This is a genomic window from Sphingomonas arenae (assembly GCF_016924655.1).
Taxonomy (GTDB): Bacteria; Pseudomonadota; Alphaproteobacteria; order Sphingomonadales; family Sphingomonadaceae; genus Sphingomicrobium; species Sphingomicrobium arenae.
Genome location: NZ_JAFFJU010000001.1, coordinates 363329 through 379391, shown reverse-complemented (window position 1 = coordinate 379391; position 16063 = coordinate 363329). Strand labels below are relative to the sequence as shown.

At 65.8% G+C, this 16063-nt stretch carries 23 protein-coding genes; 19 read left to right on the top strand and 4 right to left on the bottom strand.

All coding sequences use genetic code 11. From position 1 onward, the window contains the following. The first annotated feature begins 10 nt into the window (after window positions 1–10). The 16 genes from rplP (at window position 11) to JT720_RS01825 (ending at window position 8150) form a co-directional block, all read left to right on the top strand. On the top strand, window positions 11–442 hold the full coding sequence (rplP, locus tag JT720_RS01900; protein ID WP_205478979.1) for a 50S ribosomal protein L16: 432 nt from the start codon (window positions 11–13) through the stop codon (window positions 440–442). A 2-nt stretch (window positions 443–444) separates the two neighbouring features. After that, the gene (gene rpmC, locus JT720_RS01895; protein WP_205478977.1) at window positions 445–657 is read left to right on the top strand and encodes a 50S ribosomal protein L29; all 213 of its coding nucleotides are present in this window, start codon (window positions 445–447) and stop codon (window positions 655–657) included. 12 nt (window positions 658–669) lie between these two features. Next, window positions 670–945, top strand: a complete 276-nt coding sequence (gene rpsQ / locus JT720_RS01890) for a 30S ribosomal protein S17 (protein WP_205478975.1) — start codon at window positions 670–672, stop codon at window positions 943–945. A gap of 28 nt (window positions 946–973) precedes the next feature. Continuing rightward, window positions 974–1342, top strand: coding sequence for a 50S ribosomal protein L14 (rplN, locus tag JT720_RS01885; RefSeq protein WP_205478974.1), 369 nt, complete (start codon window positions 974–976; stop codon window positions 1340–1342). Beyond that, on the top strand, window positions 1342–1662 hold the full coding sequence (gene rplX, locus JT720_RS01880; protein ID WP_205478973.1) for a 50S ribosomal protein L24: 321 nt from the start codon (window positions 1342–1344) through the stop codon (window positions 1660–1662). Before rplN ends, rplX begins: the two co-directional genes overlap by 1 nt. Then, window positions 1655–2242 carry a 50S ribosomal protein L5 gene (gene rplE, locus JT720_RS01875; RefSeq protein ID WP_205478972.1) on the top strand — a complete coding sequence of 196 codons (588 nt, stop codon included), beginning with the start codon at window positions 1655–1657 and terminating at the stop codon, window positions 2240–2242. The genes rplX and rplE overlap by 8 nt, the downstream gene beginning before the upstream one ends. 32 nt (window positions 2243–2274) lie before the next feature. Then, window positions 2275–2580 (top strand): 30S ribosomal protein S14, encoded by a 306-nt coding sequence (gene rpsN, locus JT720_RS01870; protein ID WP_205478971.1) that lies wholly within the window; start codon window positions 2275–2277, stop codon window positions 2578–2580. A gap of 10 nt (window positions 2581–2590) precedes the next feature. After that, window positions 2591–2986 (top strand): 30S ribosomal protein S8, encoded by a 396-nt coding sequence (rpsH, locus tag JT720_RS01865; RefSeq protein WP_205478970.1) that lies wholly within the window; start codon window positions 2591–2593, stop codon window positions 2984–2986. Between the two features lies 1 nt (window position 2987). Next, on the top strand, window positions 2988–3524 hold the full coding sequence (gene rplF / locus JT720_RS01860; RefSeq protein WP_205478969.1) for a 50S ribosomal protein L6: 537 nt from the start codon (window positions 2988–2990) through the stop codon (window positions 3522–3524). 3 nt (window positions 3525–3527) lie between these two features. Next, window positions 3528–3881, top strand: a complete 354-nt coding sequence (gene rplR, locus JT720_RS01855; protein WP_205478968.1) for a 50S ribosomal protein L18 — start codon at window positions 3528–3530, stop codon at window positions 3879–3881. A gap of 3 nt (window positions 3882–3884) precedes the next feature. Then, window positions 3885–4628, top strand: coding sequence for a 30S ribosomal protein S5 (rpsE, locus tag JT720_RS01850; RefSeq protein ID WP_237219616.1), 744 nt, complete (start codon window positions 3885–3887; stop codon window positions 4626–4628). A 5-nt stretch (window positions 4629–4633) separates the two neighbouring features. Then, window positions 4634–4810 carry a 50S ribosomal protein L30 gene (gene rpmD, locus JT720_RS01845; protein WP_205478967.1) on the top strand — a complete coding sequence of 59 codons (177 nt, stop codon included), beginning with the start codon at window positions 4634–4636 and terminating at the stop codon, window positions 4808–4810. Between the two features lie 63 nt (window positions 4811–4873). Continuing rightward, complete coding sequence (gene rplO / locus JT720_RS01840; protein WP_205478966.1) at window positions 4874–5419, top strand: 50S ribosomal protein L15; 546 nt, start codon at window positions 4874–4876, stop codon at window positions 5417–5419. Between the two features lie 105 nt (window positions 5420–5524). Next, entirely contained in the window at window positions 5525–6889 is a 1365-nt protein-coding gene (secY, locus tag JT720_RS01835; RefSeq protein ID WP_205478965.1) for a preprotein translocase subunit SecY, read from the top strand. Window positions 6890–6918: 29 nt separating this feature from the next. Continuing rightward, a complete protein-coding gene (locus JT720_RS01830; protein ID WP_205478964.1) occupies window positions 6919–7587 on the top strand; it encodes an adenylate kinase in 669 nt (222 codons plus the stop codon). Window positions 7588–7622: 35 nt separating this feature from the next. After that, window positions 7623–8150 carry an SRPBCC family protein gene (locus tag JT720_RS01825; RefSeq protein WP_205478963.1) on the top strand — a complete coding sequence of 176 codons (528 nt, stop codon included), beginning with the start codon at window positions 7623–7625 and terminating at the stop codon, window positions 8148–8150. Here JT720_RS01825 and JT720_RS01820 read toward each other — a convergent pair. Continuing rightward, complete coding sequence (locus tag JT720_RS01820) at window positions 8147–8668, bottom strand: dihydrofolate reductase (RefSeq protein WP_336511952.1); 522 nt, start codon at window positions 8666–8668, stop codon at window positions 8147–8149. The two genes, JT720_RS01825 and JT720_RS01820, sit on opposite strands and share 4 nt — an antisense overlap. A gap of 203 nt (window positions 8669–8871) precedes the next feature. Between JT720_RS01820 and JT720_RS01815 the strand changes: the two genes are divergently transcribed. From JT720_RS01815 to JT720_RS01805, 3 genes are all read left to right on the top strand, one after another. Next, the gene (locus JT720_RS01815) at window positions 8872–10293 is read left to right on the top strand and encodes an FAD-binding oxidoreductase (RefSeq protein ID WP_205478961.1); all 1422 of its coding nucleotides are present in this window, start codon (window positions 8872–8874) and stop codon (window positions 10291–10293) included. A 52-nt stretch (window positions 10294–10345) separates the two neighbouring features. Next, window positions 10346–11134 carry a polyphosphate kinase 2 gene (gene ppk2, locus JT720_RS01810; protein WP_205478960.1) on the top strand — a complete coding sequence of 263 codons (789 nt, stop codon included), beginning with the start codon at window positions 10346–10348 and terminating at the stop codon, window positions 11132–11134. A gap of 64 nt (window positions 11135–11198) precedes the next feature. After that, window positions 11199–11921 (top strand): DUF4956 domain-containing protein, encoded by a 723-nt coding sequence (locus tag JT720_RS01805; protein ID WP_205478958.1) that lies wholly within the window; start codon window positions 11199–11201, stop codon window positions 11919–11921. Here the strand turns inward: JT720_RS01805 and JT720_RS01800 are convergent. From JT720_RS01800 to JT720_RS01790, 3 genes are all read right to left on the bottom strand, one after another. Continuing rightward, the gene (locus JT720_RS01800) at window positions 11918–12934 is read right to left on the bottom strand and encodes a hypothetical protein (RefSeq protein WP_205478956.1); all 1017 of its coding nucleotides are present in this window, start codon (window positions 12932–12934) and stop codon (window positions 11918–11920) included. The genes JT720_RS01805 and JT720_RS01800 overlap by 4 nt on opposite strands. A gap of 3 nt (window positions 12935–12937) precedes the next feature. Beyond that, entirely contained in the window at window positions 12938–14005 is a 1068-nt protein-coding gene (locus JT720_RS01795; protein WP_205478955.1) for a metallophosphoesterase, read from the bottom strand. 83 nt (window positions 14006–14088) lie between these two features. Continuing rightward, window positions 14089–15861 carry a tetratricopeptide repeat protein gene (locus JT720_RS01790; protein WP_205478953.1) on the bottom strand — a complete coding sequence of 591 codons (1773 nt, stop codon included), beginning with the start codon at window positions 15859–15861 and terminating at the stop codon, window positions 14089–14091. Window positions 15862–16063 lie beyond the last annotated feature (202 nt).

The following is a 16063-nucleotide window of genomic DNA, read 5'->3' as shown; positions in this document are numbered from 1 at the left end:
AACAGAAATCATGCTTCAACCAAAGCGCACCAAGTTCCGCAAGGCCTTCAAAGGCCGTATCCATGGCAATGCCAAGGGTGGCACTGAGCTCAATTTCGGCGCCTTCGGCCTCAAGGCAATGGAGCCGGAGCGGATCACCGCGCGGCAGATCGAGGCGGCTCGCCGCGCGATTACGCGTCACATCAAGCGTCAGGGCCGTCTCTGGATTCGCATCTTCCCGGACCTACCGGTCTCCTCCAAGCCCGCCGAAGTCCGCATGGGCTCGGGCAAGGGCGCGCCCGAGTATTGGGTTGCCCGCGTCAAGCCCGGCCGCATTCTGTTCGAGCTGGACGGGGTGCCCGGCCCCCTCGCCAAGACGGCGTTCGAGCGTGCGGCCGAGAAGCTCCCCATCAAGGTCAAGGTGGTGGCCCGCCTTGGCGAAACCCTGATCGAGGCTGACTGATCATGGCCAAGCGTGAAGACCTGACCGTGAAGACCGACGACCAGCTGGCGACCCAGCTGTCGGAGCTCAAGCGCGAGCAGTTCAATCTCCGCTTCCAGGCGGCGACGAACCAGCTCGAGAAGCCGTCGCGGGTGAAGGAGGTGCGCCGCACCATCGCCCGCATCAAGACGCTGCAGAGCCAGCGCGCCCGTTCCGCTGACGCGGCCCAGGCGTAAGGAGTAGACAAGATGCCAAAGCGCGTCCTGACCGGCACCGTAGTGTCCGACAAGGGTGACAAGACCGTGGTGGTCCGCGTCGAGCGGCGGGTGAAGCACCCGCTGTACGGCAAGATCATCAAGCTGTCGAAGAAGTATCACGCTCACGACGAGGCGAACGCCTATTCCGTCGGCGAGCAGGTGCGCATTCAGGAATGCGCACCGTTTTCCAAGCTCAAGACCTGGACCGTGGTCGAGCGGGTGAACGAGGCCAAGGCCTCCGATCTCGCCGAAGCGGCCAACGCTTGAACCGCAACGCAAGGGATAGGGTAGACCCATGATCCAGATGCAGTCCAACCTGGACGTCGCGGACAACAGCGGGGCCAAGCGCGTCCAGTGCATCAAGGTGCTGGGCGGCTCCAAGCGCCGCACCGCGGGCGTCGGCGACATCATCGTCGTCTCCGTCAAGGAAGCCGCTCCGCGTGGCCGCGTGAAGAAGGGCGACGTTCACCGTGCGGTGATCGTCCGCACCGCCAAGGACATCCGCCGTCCTGACGGGTCCGTGATCCGCTTCGACGGCAATGCCGCCGTGCTGGTCAACAAGAACGAGGAGCCGATCGGCACTCGTATCTTCGGACCGGTGGTGCGTGAGCTGCGCGCCAAGAAGCACATGAAGATCATCAGCCTCGCGCCGGAGGTGCTGTAATGGCTGCCGCGAAGATCAAGAAGGGCGACCGCGTCGTCGTCCTCAGTGGCAAGGACAAGGGCAAGACCGGTGAGGTCACCAAGTCCATGCCGAAGGAGCAGAAGGTGGTCGTCAGCGGCATCAATGTCGCCGTGCGTCACCGCAAGCCGAGCCAGACCAACCCGCAGGGTGGCCTGGAGCGCAAGGAAGCGCCGCTGCACGTGTCCAAGGTCGCGGTTGCCGATCCGAAGACCGGCAAGCCGACCCGCGTCCGCTTCGAGGAGCGTGACGGCAAGAAGGTTCGCGTAGCGGCCAAGTCCGGGGAACTGATCAATGGCTGAAGGCTACACTCCGCGCCTGAAGAGGGACTATGACGAGCGCATCGCCAAGGCGATGACCGAGAAGTTCGGCTACAAGAACAAGTTCGAAGTGCCGAAGCTCGAAAAGATCGTCATCAACATGGGCGTCGGCGAGGCGACCCAGGACAAGAAGAAGGTCGAGCAGGCCGCGGCCGAGATGCAGGCGATCGCCGGTCAGAAGCCGGTGGTCACCAAGGCGAAGAAGTCGATCGCGCAGTTTAAGCTGCGTGAAGGCATGCCGATCGGCTGCAAGGTGACCCTGCGTCGCGAGCGGATGTACGAGTTCCTCGACCGTCTGGTCACGGTGGCCCTGCCGCGGGTTCGCGACTTCCGCGGGCTCAACCCGAAGTCGTTCGACGGTCGTGGCAACTATGCCATGGGTCTTAAGGAGCAGATCGTGTTCCCCGAGATCAACTATGACCAGATCGACAAGGTCCGGGGCATGGACATCATCGTCACCACGACGGCGAAGACCGACGAAGAGGCGCGCGAGCTGCTGCGTCTGTTCAACTTCCCGTTCCCGGCGCCTGCCGCCGACACCGAGACCAAGCAGGCCGCGTGAGCGGGCTGCGCTAGGAGAGAAGAACTTAAGTCATGGCGAAACTGAGTTCGATCAACAAGAACGAGCGCCGCAAGAAGCTCGTTGAAAAGTACAAGGCGCAGTATGCGAAGCTGCGGGCGATCGCGGACGATGAGTCCCGCGATGAGACCGAGCGACTGATCGCGCGCCTCAAGATGGCGGAGCTTCCGCGCAACGCAAATCCGACCCGCATCCGTAACCGGTGCGAGCTGACAGGCCGGTCGCGCGCTTATTATCGCAAGTTCCGCCTGTCGCGGATCATGCTTCGGGAGCTGGGCAACAAGGGCCTGATTCCCGGTCTCACCAAGTCGAGTTGGTAAGGGTTAGCCGATGCCGATGACTGATCCCCTGGGTGACATGCTCACCCGCATCCGCAATGGCCAGCAGGCGCGCAAGGATTCCATCCTCACGCCCGCCTCCAAGCTGCGTACCCGCGTCCTCGACGTGCTGCAGCGTGAAGGCTATATCCGCGGCTACTCGGAAGAGGAGCTGGCGGGCCAGAAGGGCCTGCGGATCGAACTGAAGTATTTCGAAGGCCAGCCTGCGATCCAGCATGTTGCGCGTGTCTCCAGGCCCGGTCGCCGGGTCTACTCGGGCGCTCGCGAACTGCCGCGGATTCGCAACGGCCTTGGCATGACCATTGTCTCGACGCCTCGTGGCGTTCTGTCCGACGCGGAAGCGCGCGACCAGAACGTTGGCGGCGAGGTGCTGGCGGAGGTATTCTAAGATGTCCCGTATCGGCAAAAAGCCGGTTCCTGTGCCCGCAGGGGTCACCGCGAACCTGGAAGGCTCCACGCTCTCCGTGAAGGGACCCAAGGGCACGCTTTCGATGGCCGTGATGGACGAGCTCGTCCGTACCACGGTTGAAGACGGCCAGATCAGCGTCCAGCCGGTCAATGACAGCCAGCGGGCCCGCGCGGCCTGGGGCATGCAGCGGACCAACGTGCTGAACCTGGTTACCGGGGTCACCGAAGGCTTCACCAAGGTGCTGGAGATCACCGGCGTCGGCTACCGCGCGGCGGCCCAGGGAAAGAACCTGCGCCTGCAACTCGGCTACAGCCACGACGTGAACTATGCGATCCCCGATGGCATCGACGTCAAGACTCCCGACCCGAACACGGTCGAGATTAGCGGCATCGACAAGCAGAAGGTTGGCCAGGTCGCGGCCGAAATCCGTCGTTGGCGCAAGCCAGAGCCCTACAAGGGCAAGGGCATCAAGTATCGCGGCGAGTTCATCTTCCGCAAAGAAGGCAAGAAGAAGTAAGCCATGGCGAAGCTCTCTCTTTTCGACCGCCGCCGGCGCCGGGTTCGTACCGCGCTGCGGGCGCGCGCCGCGGGCAAGCCGCGGCTCTCCGTGCACCGCTCGGGCCGGCACATCTATGCGCAGGTCATCGACGATGCCGCTGGCAAGACCCTTGCCGCTGCCTCCACCCTGGACAAGGACCTGCGCGGCAAGACCAACGCCACTACCGAAGGTGCGGCGCTGGTCGGCAAGACGCTCGCCGAGCGCGCCAAGGCCGCAGGTGTGGACCGCGTCGTCTTCGATCGCGGTGGTTTCCTCTTCCATGGCCGGGTCAAGGCCCTGGCCGACGCCGCCCGCGAGGGCGGCCTGGAGTTCTAAGTGATGGTTGACGAAGTCGAGACGCAGACCCAGGCGGGGAACCCCGACGCGCCGGCCGCCGCGGCCGCAGCTGACGGTGGCGCTCCGGCGCAGGAAGGCCGTGGTCCGCGCGGCGGACGGGGTGGTCGTGGCGGTGGCCGCGACGGCGGACGCGGTGGGCGTGACGGTGGCCGTGGCCGCCGCGACGACCGGCGCAATCGCGAGGAAGAGGGCGAGGAGCTCATCGAGAAGCTCGTCCACATCAATCGCGTGTCGAAGACCGTGAAGGGCGGCAAGCGCTTCGGTTTCGCCGCGCTCGTCGTGGTCGGCGATGGCAAGGGTCGCGCTGGCTTTGGTCACGGCAAGGCTCGCGAAGTGCCGGAGGCGATCAGCAAGGCGACCGCGGCGGCCAAGAAGGCCATGATCCGCGTTCCACTGCGCGATGGCCGCACCCTGCACCATGACGGAAATGGCCATTTCGGCGCTGGCAAGGTCACGCTGCGGGCCGCTCCCTCGGGTACCGGCATCATCGCCGGTGGTCCGATGCGCGCCATCTTCGAGAGCCTCGGCGTGGCGGATGTCGTAACCAAGTCGGTCGGTACGTCGAACCCGTACAACATGATCCGGGCGACCTTCGAGGCGCTCAAGGAACAGACCAGCCCCCGTTCGGTGGCGCAGCGTCGCGGCAAGAAGGTCGCGGACCTGCTCGGCCGTGGTGGCATGGGCAGCGCCGAGGCGGAAGCCACGGCCGAAGCGATCGCGGAGTAAGGCTGATGGCCAAGATCAAGATCACCCAGACCGGTTCGCCGATCCGCCGTGACAAGACCCAGCGCGCGACCCTCGTCGGCCTGGGGCTCAACAAGATGCATCGCACCGTGGAAGTGGACGAAACCCCCGAGGTTCTCGGCCAGATCCGCAAGGTACAGCATCTGGTGAGCGTCGAACGCTAACCCTCCGGTGCCCCCGCCCAGGTGGGGGCACCTGCGCGACAAAAGCGAAAGCGAGTGCACGACATGAAACTGAATGATCTCCGCGACAATCCTGGTGCCCGCAAGAGCCGCGTTCGCGTCGGCCGTGGCATCGGTTCCGGCCTCGGCAAGACCGCAGGCCGCGGCCAGAAGGGTCAGAAGAGCCGTGGCGGCGTCTCCATCTTCGGCTTCGAAGGTGGTCAGATGCCGCTCCACATGCGGCTGCCGAAGCGTGGCTTCAACAACCCGTTCGCCAAGGACTATGCCGAGGTGAACCTGGGGGCGATCCAGAAGCTGGTCGACGCCGGCAAGCTCGGGACGGAGGGCGCGATCGACCATGACGCGCTCAAGGCCGCCGGACTGGCCCGTGGCGGCAAGGACGGCGTTCGCCTGCTCGGCAAGGGTGAGTTCTCGGCCAAGCTGAACTTCCGGGTTGCCGGTGCGTCCAAGGGCGCCCGTGAGGCCGTCGAGGCCGCCGGTGGTTCGATCGAGCTGATCGAGCGCAAGATTCCGGCGGAGCTGGCCGCTGCCAAGAAGGGCAAGGCGCGTGAAGCCCGGATTGCCGACAAGGCAGCCAAGTCGGGCAAGTAAGCGCCGCTGACGCCGTCCTCGCTTCTCAAGCGGGCGCGGCGGACTATATGGGGCGGCGGGGGGCGCGATGCCTTTCGCCGCCTTTTAGTTGATTAAGGACCACGAATGGCATCCGCAGCCGAACAACTGGCCTCCAACATCAGCCTTGCGAACTTCGGCAAGGCGACGGAGCTCAAGAAGCGCATCTGGTTCACGCTGGGTGCACTGGTGCTCTTCCGGCTGCTCTCCCACGTGCCGATGCCCGGCATCGACCCCCGCGCCATGGCGCAGCTGTTCAATACGCAGCGTGGCGGTGTCCTCGACTTCTTCAACACCTTCTCGGGCGGCAGCCTGGAGCGCATGAGCATCATCGCGCTCGGCGTCATGCCGTACATCACCGCGTCCATCGTCGTGCAGCTCGGGGCGACCATGTATGGTCCCTGGCAGGCCCTCAAGAAGGAGGGTGAGACCGGACGCAAGAAGCTCAACCAGTACACCCGGTATCTTACGGTGCTGCTGACCACCGTGCAGGGTTACTTCATCGCCGTCGGGCTCGAGGGCTTGGGCGCCAGCCAGAGCATCGCGGCCGTTGTCGAGCCGGGAATGACCTTCCGGATCGCTGCGACTATCAGCCTCGTGGGCGGCACGCTGTTCCTGATGTGGATCGGCGAGCAGATCACTAGCCGCGGGATCGGCAATGGCGTGTCCCTGATCATCATGGCCGGCATCGTCGCCAGCCTCCCACGCGGTCTGGCCCAGTTGTTCGAAGGTGGTCGGACCGGAACAATGGATCCGCTCGTCATCGCGCTTGTGGTGGTAATGGCAGTCGGCCTGATCCTGTTCATCTGCTTCATGGAGCGGGCGCAGCGCCGGGTGCTGATCCAGTATCCGAAGCGCCAGACGGCGCGCGGCATGATGCAGCAGGAGCGCAGCCACCTGCCGATCAAGATCAACACGGCAGGCGTGATCCCGCCGATCTTCGCGTCCTCACTGCTGCTGATGCCGCTGACTGTCATTCAGATGGCTGGCGCGCAGCCGAGCGCGGACGGCGGCAGCGACTGGCTGATCACGCTCAGCACGTACCTCCAGCACGGCTCACCGGTGTTCATGACCCTTTACGGGCTGGGCATCATCTTTTTCTGCTTCTTCTATACCTCGGTGCAGTTCAACAGCGAGGAAACGGCCGAGAACCTGAAGCGGCATGGCGGCTTCATCCCAGGCGTTCGGCCCGGCAAGGCGACCGAGGGGTACTTCGACTATCTGCTGACCCGCATCACCGTGATCGGCGCCGCCTATCTGACGCTCATCTGTCTGTTGCCGGAGATCCTCTTCACCCAGGCGGGCATCCCGTTCTACCTCGGTGGCACCAGCCTGCTAATCGTGGTGAACGTCACGATGGACACGGTCAGCCAGATTCAGAGCCATCTGATCGCTCATCAATATGGCGACCTGATCAAGAAGGCGAAGCTCAAGGGCGCGCGGCGCCGCTAGGCGCACGTCCACGCAGGAGGGGAACGCGCGTGAACATCATCCTTCTTGGGCCGCCAGGAGCGGGCAAGGGAACCCAGGCCCAGCGTCTGGTCGATACCCGCGGCATGGTCCAGCTGTCCACCGGTGACATGCTCCGGGCGGCGGTGAAGGCGGGAACGCCTGTGGGCCTCAAGGCCAAGGCCGTGATGGAAGCGGGCGAGCTGGTCAGCGATGCCATCGTGTCCGCGCTGATCGGTGAGCACCTCGATGCCTCGCAGGACCGGGGCGCGATCTTCGACGGTTTCCCGCGCACCAAGCACCAAGCGGCTGCCCTGGAGATGTTGCTCGGAGAGAAGGGTCGCACGCTGGATCATGTGATCGAGCTGGAGGTCGACGAGGAGGCACTGGTCGAGCGCATCACCGGCCGTTTCTCCTGTGCCAACTGCGGTGTGGGCTATCACGACCGTTTCAAGCTTCCGAAGGTCGAGAAGACCTGCGACGTCTGCGGAGCCCACGAGTTCAAGCGCCGGCCTGACGACAATGAACAGACGGTGCGCACCCGCATGGCCGAGTATCGGGCGAAGACCGCGCCGATCCTGCCCTATTATGAGGAGCGGGGTCTCGTAAGGCGTGTCGACGGAATGGCAAGTGTCGAAGAGGTCGCGCGCCAGATCGATGCGATCCTGGACGGACTCCCAGCTAGGGCCGTCCGGCTCTGATTGCCTCCTGGGTCGTCTGGTGACAGGATGTCGGCATGCGCATCCTTCTCGCTCTCGCTGCTGGTCTGACCGCAAGCGCCGCGTCCGCGGAGGTCAAGAGCGCGTCCGAGCACGGCTTCGTGATCGAGCAACGCGCCACGCTGGTGGTTCCGCCCGAGGTGGCATTCCGGTCCATCGGAGAGGTCCGCAACTGGTGGTCTCCCGACCATACCTATTCCGGCAACGCTTCCAACCTGTCTCTCGAGCTTCGGCCGGGCGGCTGCTTCTGCGAGCGCCTGGATAGCGGTGGAGGGATCGAGCATCTGCGCGTAGCCTACCTCGAACCGGGCAAGCGCGTGGTTCTGACCGGAGCGCTCGGGCCGTTGCTCTACGAAGGCGTCAGCGGGGTCATGGACTTCCAGGTCGAACGGACCGCGGGGGGCTCGGTCCTGAAGATGAGCTACAAGGCTTCGGGCTTTGCCAATGGCGGAGCGGCGAGGCTGGCGCCGGTCGTCGACAAGGTGCTTGGCGAGCAGATGAAGCGGCTGCGCACCTTCGCCACGAACAGCGACAAGAAGCTTTAAGCGCGTTCCAGCGTCACGAAGGCGAATGGCGGACGGTCCGCCTCCGCCTCATGATCCTCCCGTGCGACCTCCGCCCAGCCGCCTCCCTCCCGCGGATCCGGCATGGTCGTGTCGCCGGGCACCTCCGCCAGCACCTCGGTCAGTTCGATCCGATTGCCGAGCGGCAGGAACAGGGCGAACACCTCCGCGCCGCCGATGACGCTAACCGGTCGCCCCGAAGCTGCCGCCAGCGCCTCCACTACCGTGTGCACGACGATTGCGCCCTCTGCCTGCCACTCCCTCGAACGGGTCAGAACCACGTGCTCCCGGCCCGGCAAGAGGCCCGGCAAGCTTTCGAAGGTCTTCCGGCCCATGATCATGACACTACCCATGGTTAGGGCCTTGAAGCGCTTCAGGTCCGCCGGGATGTGCCACGGCAGCTGGCCATCGCGCCCGATCACGCCATTGCGGGCGCGCGCGACGATCAGCGTGACGGGGCCGCCCGGAACGACATCCGCATGGTAGGCGCGGCTCCAGATGCTGGCCGGGGAGCTCTGGTCGGATCGCCCCGAGCGCAGCCGACGCCGCAGCTTCTCGCCGCTCAACGCGATGAGCAGGGTGGCCGCAGCCACGATCAACAGGCCAATCCAGAGAGCCGTCATGGCCCGTTCTTGGACGAGCGCCGTCCGGCTGCCAAGCTCGGTGGCTCGCAAGCCCGCCCGTTCCCTCCTATGTGGCAAGCATGTCGTCGGAAGATGCAAGGTCCAGTCTAATCGAGCAGGTGCGGGAGCGCTTCGGCGCGCGTGCCGTGCTGACCGATCCTGCGGACCTTGCCCCCTGGCTGACCGATTGGCGGGGCCGCTGGCACGGGCGCGCAGATGGTATCCTCGCCCCTGCCGACACGGGGGAAGCCGCGGCAATGGTCGGGTTGGCCGCCGAACTTGGGGTGCCCTTGGTGCCGCAAGGTGGCAACACATCCATGGTGGGCGGCGCGACTCCGCCTGAGGACGGCAGCGCGCTGGTGCTGTCACTCCGCCGCATGAGCCGCATCCGTTCCATCGAAGCGGGCTCCGCGGTGGTAGAGGCCGGCGTCATCCTGGCCGATCTTCATACGGCGGCGGCCGATCAGGGCCAGCGCTTCCCGCTCACTCTCGGTGCTCGCGGAAGCTGCACGGTCGGGGGGCTTACCGCGACCAATGCGGGCGGTACGCAGGTGCTGCGGTTCGGAACCATGCGCGCGCTGGTGCTCGGCGCGGAGGCCGTGCTTGCGGACGGCTCGGTCCACAATGGTCTTTCCGGCCTGAAGAAGGACAACCGCGGGTACAGCCTGGATCATTTGCTGATCGGCTCCGAGGGCACCCTGGGGGTCCTCACCGCGGTCCGGGTCAAGCTGGTCCCCGCGATCACCAGTCGCGCCGTCGCCTGGGTCGGACTGTCGGACCCGCAGCGGGCGCTTGCTCTGCTCCGCGCCATGGAGAGCGTCACGGACCGGATCGAAAGCTTCGAGATCCTGCCCGAGGCGGCGCTCCGCCGGGTCGTCGAACACATCCCCGCCGCCCGCGCACCACTGCAAGGCGCTCACTCATGGCATGTACTGGTCGAGGCCACGTCGACCGCCTCGGGATCCGAGACACCAGAACAGCTACTCCAGCGGCTATTGGAGGACGCGCTCGCGGACGGGACGGCTGCCGACGCCACGATCAGCAGCAGCGAGGGGCAGGCCGAGGCATTCTGGCTCTTGCGGGACAGTATCTCGGAGGCCGAGCGCGCGAGTGGGATGGCGGCACAGCATGACATCTCCGTGCCCGTCGATGTGATGCCTCGCTTCATGGTGGAAGCGGCGCAGCAGGTGGAGCGTGCTTTCCCCGGCACCGAAGCATTCGGCTATGGCCACCTGGGCGACGGCAACATCCACTTCCATGTGCGGGCGCCGACGGGTGCAGCCGCCGGTTGGCCTGAGGGCAATGGCAAGGCGGTTTCCCGCTTCGTCCATGACCTCGTCACCGAAGCCGGCGGCTCCATCTCGGCCGAACATGGTATCGGTCAGATGAAGCGGGAGGAGCTTGCCCGCTTGCTCCCGCCCGCGCGGCTCAGGAGCCTGCAAGCGATCAAGCACGCGCTCGATCCGGCCGGCATCCTCAATCCGGGCAAGCTGATCGGCTGATTTGCGCCATCGGCTGCCGTCGTGCCATCCTGGCCGGATTCCGGGAGGATGCATGCGCAAGCTGACCAGCGAGGAGTACGAGAAGAACCTGAAGCCCTTGCGCCAGGAACTCAGCGACATGGCGCGCTGGGTCTGCGAGACCCGGCAACGGATCGTGGTCATCTTCGAGGGGCGCGATACGGCCGGCAAGGGCGGCGCGATCGACGCCATCCGTCGCGGCATCAACCCGCGTCAGTGCCGTGTCGCGGCGCTGCCGAGCCCCAGCGATCACGAGAAGACCCAATGGTATTTCCAGCGCTACGTGCCGCACCTGCCGGGCGCAGGAGAGATCGTGCTGTTTGACCGCAGCTGGTACAACCGCGCCGGGGTCGAGGCGGTCATGGGGTTCGCCACGCCCGATCAGGTCGACGCCTTTCTCGAGGCTGCGCCCCGGTTCGAGCGACAGTTGGTGGACGACGGCATCCTGCTCTTCAAATACTGGCTGTGCTGCGATCAGGCGAAGCAGGAGAAACGTTTTCGGGAGCGGGTGGAAAACCCCATGAAGCGCTGGAAACTTTCGTCGATCGATCGTGAGGCGCGCAAGCACTACGCGGACTATACGGAAGCGCGGGAACGCATGTTGCGTGCGACCCACACCGACTACGCACCCTGGACGCTGGTCGACTTCAACAACCAGGGGCTAGGCCGGCTGACGCTCATCCGCGATCTGCTGGATCGATTGCCCGACACGCACCTGCCGGTCCCGGAGATGGAGTGGCCGCCCCTCGAGCATGAACCTCTGCCGGAAACCTACAGCGTGCTCCAGCCCATTCCGCCGGCGACGGTTGTGCTCGACGATTGAGCTTTGCGGAATCACGCTTTCGGCATAGCCTTACAACAAAGCATCGCTGCAGGGGGTTGTCAGGATGCGCGCGGTTCGGCTGCTTGCGTTGCTGGTCGTCTACTATGGGGTGCTGGCGGGCCTTGCGGCACTGCTGCTGACGCAGTCGCCCGAACTGAAGAGTCACCTGCCGATCGGCAGCGCCCAGCACCTGATCCAACAACCCGCAGGCAGCCAGGAAGGCGCCAATGCCCTGCGGGAGGTCTCGAAGGGAAGCCTGGATCAGGTCGCCACCATCGGGGGCAGCATCGGTTGGATGCTCGCGGCCGTGCTGGCCGCTTTCCTCGCCGCGCTGCCAGTCAGCTGGGTCTACATGAATACCCGCAGCGAGGAGGAATATGACCAGTCGCTGATCAGCACGATCCTGATCCTGCCGATCACCGTGACCTCCATCGTGATCATCGTGCAGAACTCGCTCAGCCTAGCCTTTGCCCTCGGGGGCATCGCCGGCGCGGTGCGGTTCAAGAACAGCCTGAAGAGTTCCGGCGACGCGCTCTACATCCTGCTGTCGGTCGGCATTGGCCTGGCTGCGGGCACCGGCGCTGCGGAGCTTGCCTACGTGATGAGCCTCGCCTTCTCCATCAGCTTTGTCGTGCTGTGGCTCACCGAATATGGCGAACGGCAGGGCATGAAGCGCTACATGAGCGACTTCGACCCGCACGATCCTGAGAGCAAGGCGGCCGCTGCCGCCGCGGCATCGGCCGCAATCGTTCCGCAGCCTCCGTCCGAGCCGGCGAAGCCGGCCTAACGGATGCAGGTCCGCAGCACTTTGCTGCGAAGCTTCTCCTCGGTTGCGATGTCCCGAAAGAACTCACCGATGTAGGCGCTGGCCCGCCGTTTGCTGCCGTCGCTCAGGCCGGGGACCGTCGAGACCACCGTCATCAGCTCCGCCTGCCGCCCCCGGAAATCCGCTGCGGCCGCGACCGCCTCGGCGTTGTGCATGCAATAGCCGCGATACTGCCGTTCGCGCACGCTGTTCAGCCGCAGCCCCTCAGGAACCTGCGCATAAGGAGCATCCACCAACCCGGAAAAGTCGAAGTCGTAAGGGATCGGAACGACGCGAGCGGATCCTGGCGGGCTAAGCAGGCGGAAGTTGTGGCAGCAGCCTTCGCCTTTCGGCCCGACGCGCATGGACCAGTCGAGATTCCCGATCATGTAGGCGAACAGCGCCGCTCTGGCGGCTTCCGCTGGGCTTAGCTGCGTCCGGGCGACCGCATCGCCGACGCGCGGGCGCGACATGCCCAACCGTCTTGCTGCGCCGTCCCAATCCTCGATGAAGAATGCCGCTCGCGTGACCAGCGGTCTCCCGTCCGGGTTGCGATAGGCGATTTGGGCAAGCCTGACGTTCAGCGACTGCGGAGTCAGCCTGTTGAGCATCCGGTAAGCGGCATATTCGAGCAGGACATGATCCTGGAACCGCTCAGGCGCGCGGCAATGGGTGACCAGCTTCAGCTGCTGCTGCCCCGCAAACAGGCCTTGAGCAGGCGGCGGCACGAACCTGACCCGAAGCGGCGGGAAGTGGCAGATGTCCTTCATCCGCCGGGTGATCCCGCGCGGCGCCAGCGTCACGGAATGGGCCTCGGCCCCGAGGGTCAGCGTCGCCGGGCGCGGCGTCTCGCTCCGGTCCCCCTGCAAGGAGGAGATCGGCCCGGTGAGCACGATGCGGATCGGCTCCTGCCCGGCGAAAAGCGGGGAGGCCTCCTGTGCGGCGGCGGCGGCCGCCGTTCCAAGAAGAATGAGAAATGTGACGAAGGTTCGCATGGGTCAACCTCCACCTGGGCGCGCGGTGCTGCGCGTGGTCACCCGGTCTCCTTCGATTTCGAGCCAGGAGAGGGTGCCGCCGTAGGCGCGGCTGATCGCGCTATCGATGCGCACCAGCTTGCCCCCGCGATCGACGATGATGCCTCGCAGGCTTGGCGTGTGGCCGACCACGATCCGCCGCGTGCCGGTCAGCCGCAGCACCACGTCCAGCTCCTCGTCGATGCCGGGCCGCGGCGGAGGGCCAGGCTGCGCGGTGGCGGACAAAGCAGGCGAAGGCGCGACCTGCGGACCCTCGGGCTCCCGGCTGATATGTCCCCGGTACCAGAGCGGCCCCAGGGGATCGTTGATGATGGCCGTCGGCTCCGTTCGCTGCATCCGCAGGTCGGAATGGACCCGCTGGTTGATCTGCTCGATCCCGAGCGGGGCCAGTTCGGCGCTGAGGCCCCCATGCACGAACAGGGTGCCGCCCAGGATCACTGCGGCGGGGTTGGACAGGGTCCAGCGGCCGAGCCTCCCGGTCGGGCTCCAGGCGGCTTGGTGCTCGATTTGCCCGAGCGGCGTCGCCTTGATCCAGGCGTCCTTGATGGCTTCGCTGGTCATTGCGGGACGATCGCGCCGGTACGCGGCTTCGATCGCCACCCGGTTCTCGGCAAAGGTCCTGTCGCGCAGCTCGCCCGACGAGCGTGTCACGAACGCCGCATATTCGCCGGGATGAACGTAGCGCAGATCGCCGGTCATCATCATGGCTTCATGGTTACCGATGAGGGCGATGACCTGGCCGCCGGCGCGCGGCGCCTCGCGCTGGAGCTGCTGCAGATGCCGGACGATCCGGAGGCTGTCCGGCCCACGATCGACCACGTCGCCCATCTGGACGAGGATCGTCCGTCCGCCTTGCCAGCGATCCCGGCCGTCAATCAGGCCCGCCGCCCGCGCAATCGCCTGCCATGCGTCCCAATCGCCGTGGAGATCACCCACCGCCACGATGCGGCGGCTCTCCGCCTGCGCAGGCGAGGGCGAGAGGACCAACCCGGCCAGTGCGAGAACGATCAGGCCAGCGACGCTTCGCAGCATGCACAACCTCCAGCCGCTCCAGTGGGCGCTGGAGCGGCCGGGGAGTCAAGTGGTCCCTCGGATGCGCAGGCTGCGGAGCTTCGTCAGAGGCGTGCCAGCGTGAGATCGCTCCGCTTGCCGAGCCACGCTTGCTGGAGAGCGCTCAAGGTGGAACGGCGTGCGACCCTCTCGCCAAGTCTCCGCTGCGCCTCTGCCAAGCCGTAGAGGGCCCATCCGTTATTGGGCGAGCGCGCGAGCGTCTCGAGGAACGTCTGCCTCGCGCCCGCTGCATCACCGCTGACGAGCTGCGTCGCGCCTAGGGACTGCCGCACTGGGTAATACCAGTAAGGCGGTTCCATGTACGGGATGCGGTCTTCGATCGCGATCGCAGCACGATAATGGCGGATTGCTTCCGTCGGCCGGCGAAGGGCAAACGCAAGGCGTCCTCGCGCGACATGCTCCGCGAGTTCGAGCAAGTCCGGTGCGGGGACTCCTCCCGCGGTCATCGACGTGAAGTCCGACTTCTCGCGCAGCTGCTTTAACTTCGAAAGCTCGCGCTCGACACGCTTGCTATCCCGGCGGAGCGCGTGGGCGACCGCGCGAGAGTAGTGCCACATGCCGGTGACATAGGGCATGCGTGCGTCGGGCGCGGGCTGCGCCAGAATCTCCGCGGGACCGCTGAACTGCGCATGGGCGAAGTAAGGGGCTGCCCAGATCGCCTGCACCCATGGCATGGCGAGCGCCACATCCACGCCAAGCACCTGCTGCAAGCGGCGAGACTGCTCGATCGCCGTCGCCTTGTCGCCGCCCATCTGCGCGGAAGTGACAATGAAATGCACGTTATGCGGGTAATATCCGTAGCGGTAGATTCCCTTGTCGTCGGCCGTGCGGAGGTAGGCTTCGTCAGCCAGTGCGGCCGCGACGTTCACCTTGACGGCGTCCTTGAACCGCCCGAGCCGGTAGTAGAGATGGCCGGGCATGTGGACGAGGTGCCCCGCGGCAGGAACAAGCGGGCTGGCGAGACGATCTGCCGCGGCCTCCGCTTTCTCCGGCATCGCCGATGCTTCCAGCAGGTGGATATACAGGTGAATGGCCTGCGGGTGGTTGGGGTTGCGGGCAAGGACCTGCTCCACCCGCGCAATCGTGGCGCCGATCCGCCCTTTGGGGGTCCGCCGGTCGCTCTCCCAATAATCCCAGGGCTGCGTGTCCATCGCCGCCTCGGCGGCCAAGATGGCGATATCGTCGTCTTGGGGGAACCGGGCGGCGACCTGGTCCATTGCGTCGGCATAAGCTTTGTCGAGCGCTGAACGGTCGGCGTTCGGGTCTGCCGTGTACCGGGTGGACAGCGCATCGATCAGCGCCCGTTCCTTCTCGGAGGCTCGGTCGCGCAACGCCAACGCGCGCTGCAGCACGGTCATCGTGCGCTCGACCGCCTGCGGATCCATGGGCGCGTTGATGTTCGGACCACGCGCATAGGCCTCACCCCAGAAGCACATGGCGCAGCTCGGATCGAGGTTCTGCGCCGTCCGAAAGGCCCGCACGGCCGCGTCGTGATTGAATCCGTAGGCGAGCGCCAGCCCCTGATCGAAGTACGCCTGCGCCTGTTCGTTGGCAGCGGTGATCGGATACCGGACGGCGCTCAGGCCCTCGATCAGGGGTGCGGCCGCCGCCCCGTCTGCTGGCAGCGCACCGGACGCGAGCGCCAATTGGAGCCGCGCCCGGATCAGCGCACCGCGTTCCCGGCCCCCGCCGCAGCGGAAGCGGATTTGCTTCAGCGGATCCAGGACCGACATGGCGTCGGCGGAAATCGAAACCGGTAGGGGCGCGGCGCTGGTCAGCGCGAGTGCGGCAACACCGAGCATCAGGAAGCGGATCATTGGACGTCTCCTGGGTGTGAGCCCGCTTGGCTCAAGCAACGGGCGGAAGAACGGACAGAACGAAAGCGCAACTCGCCGCAGCTGCGGCTGAGGCGGCCGCTGCCGCCGCGGCTCGCGTCTCTCCCGACCTCAGCGCCGACTGCAGGCGCGCCCAAGGTCGTCGAACCAGTCTACTTTTGTACCTCATGTCACCCTCCAACTT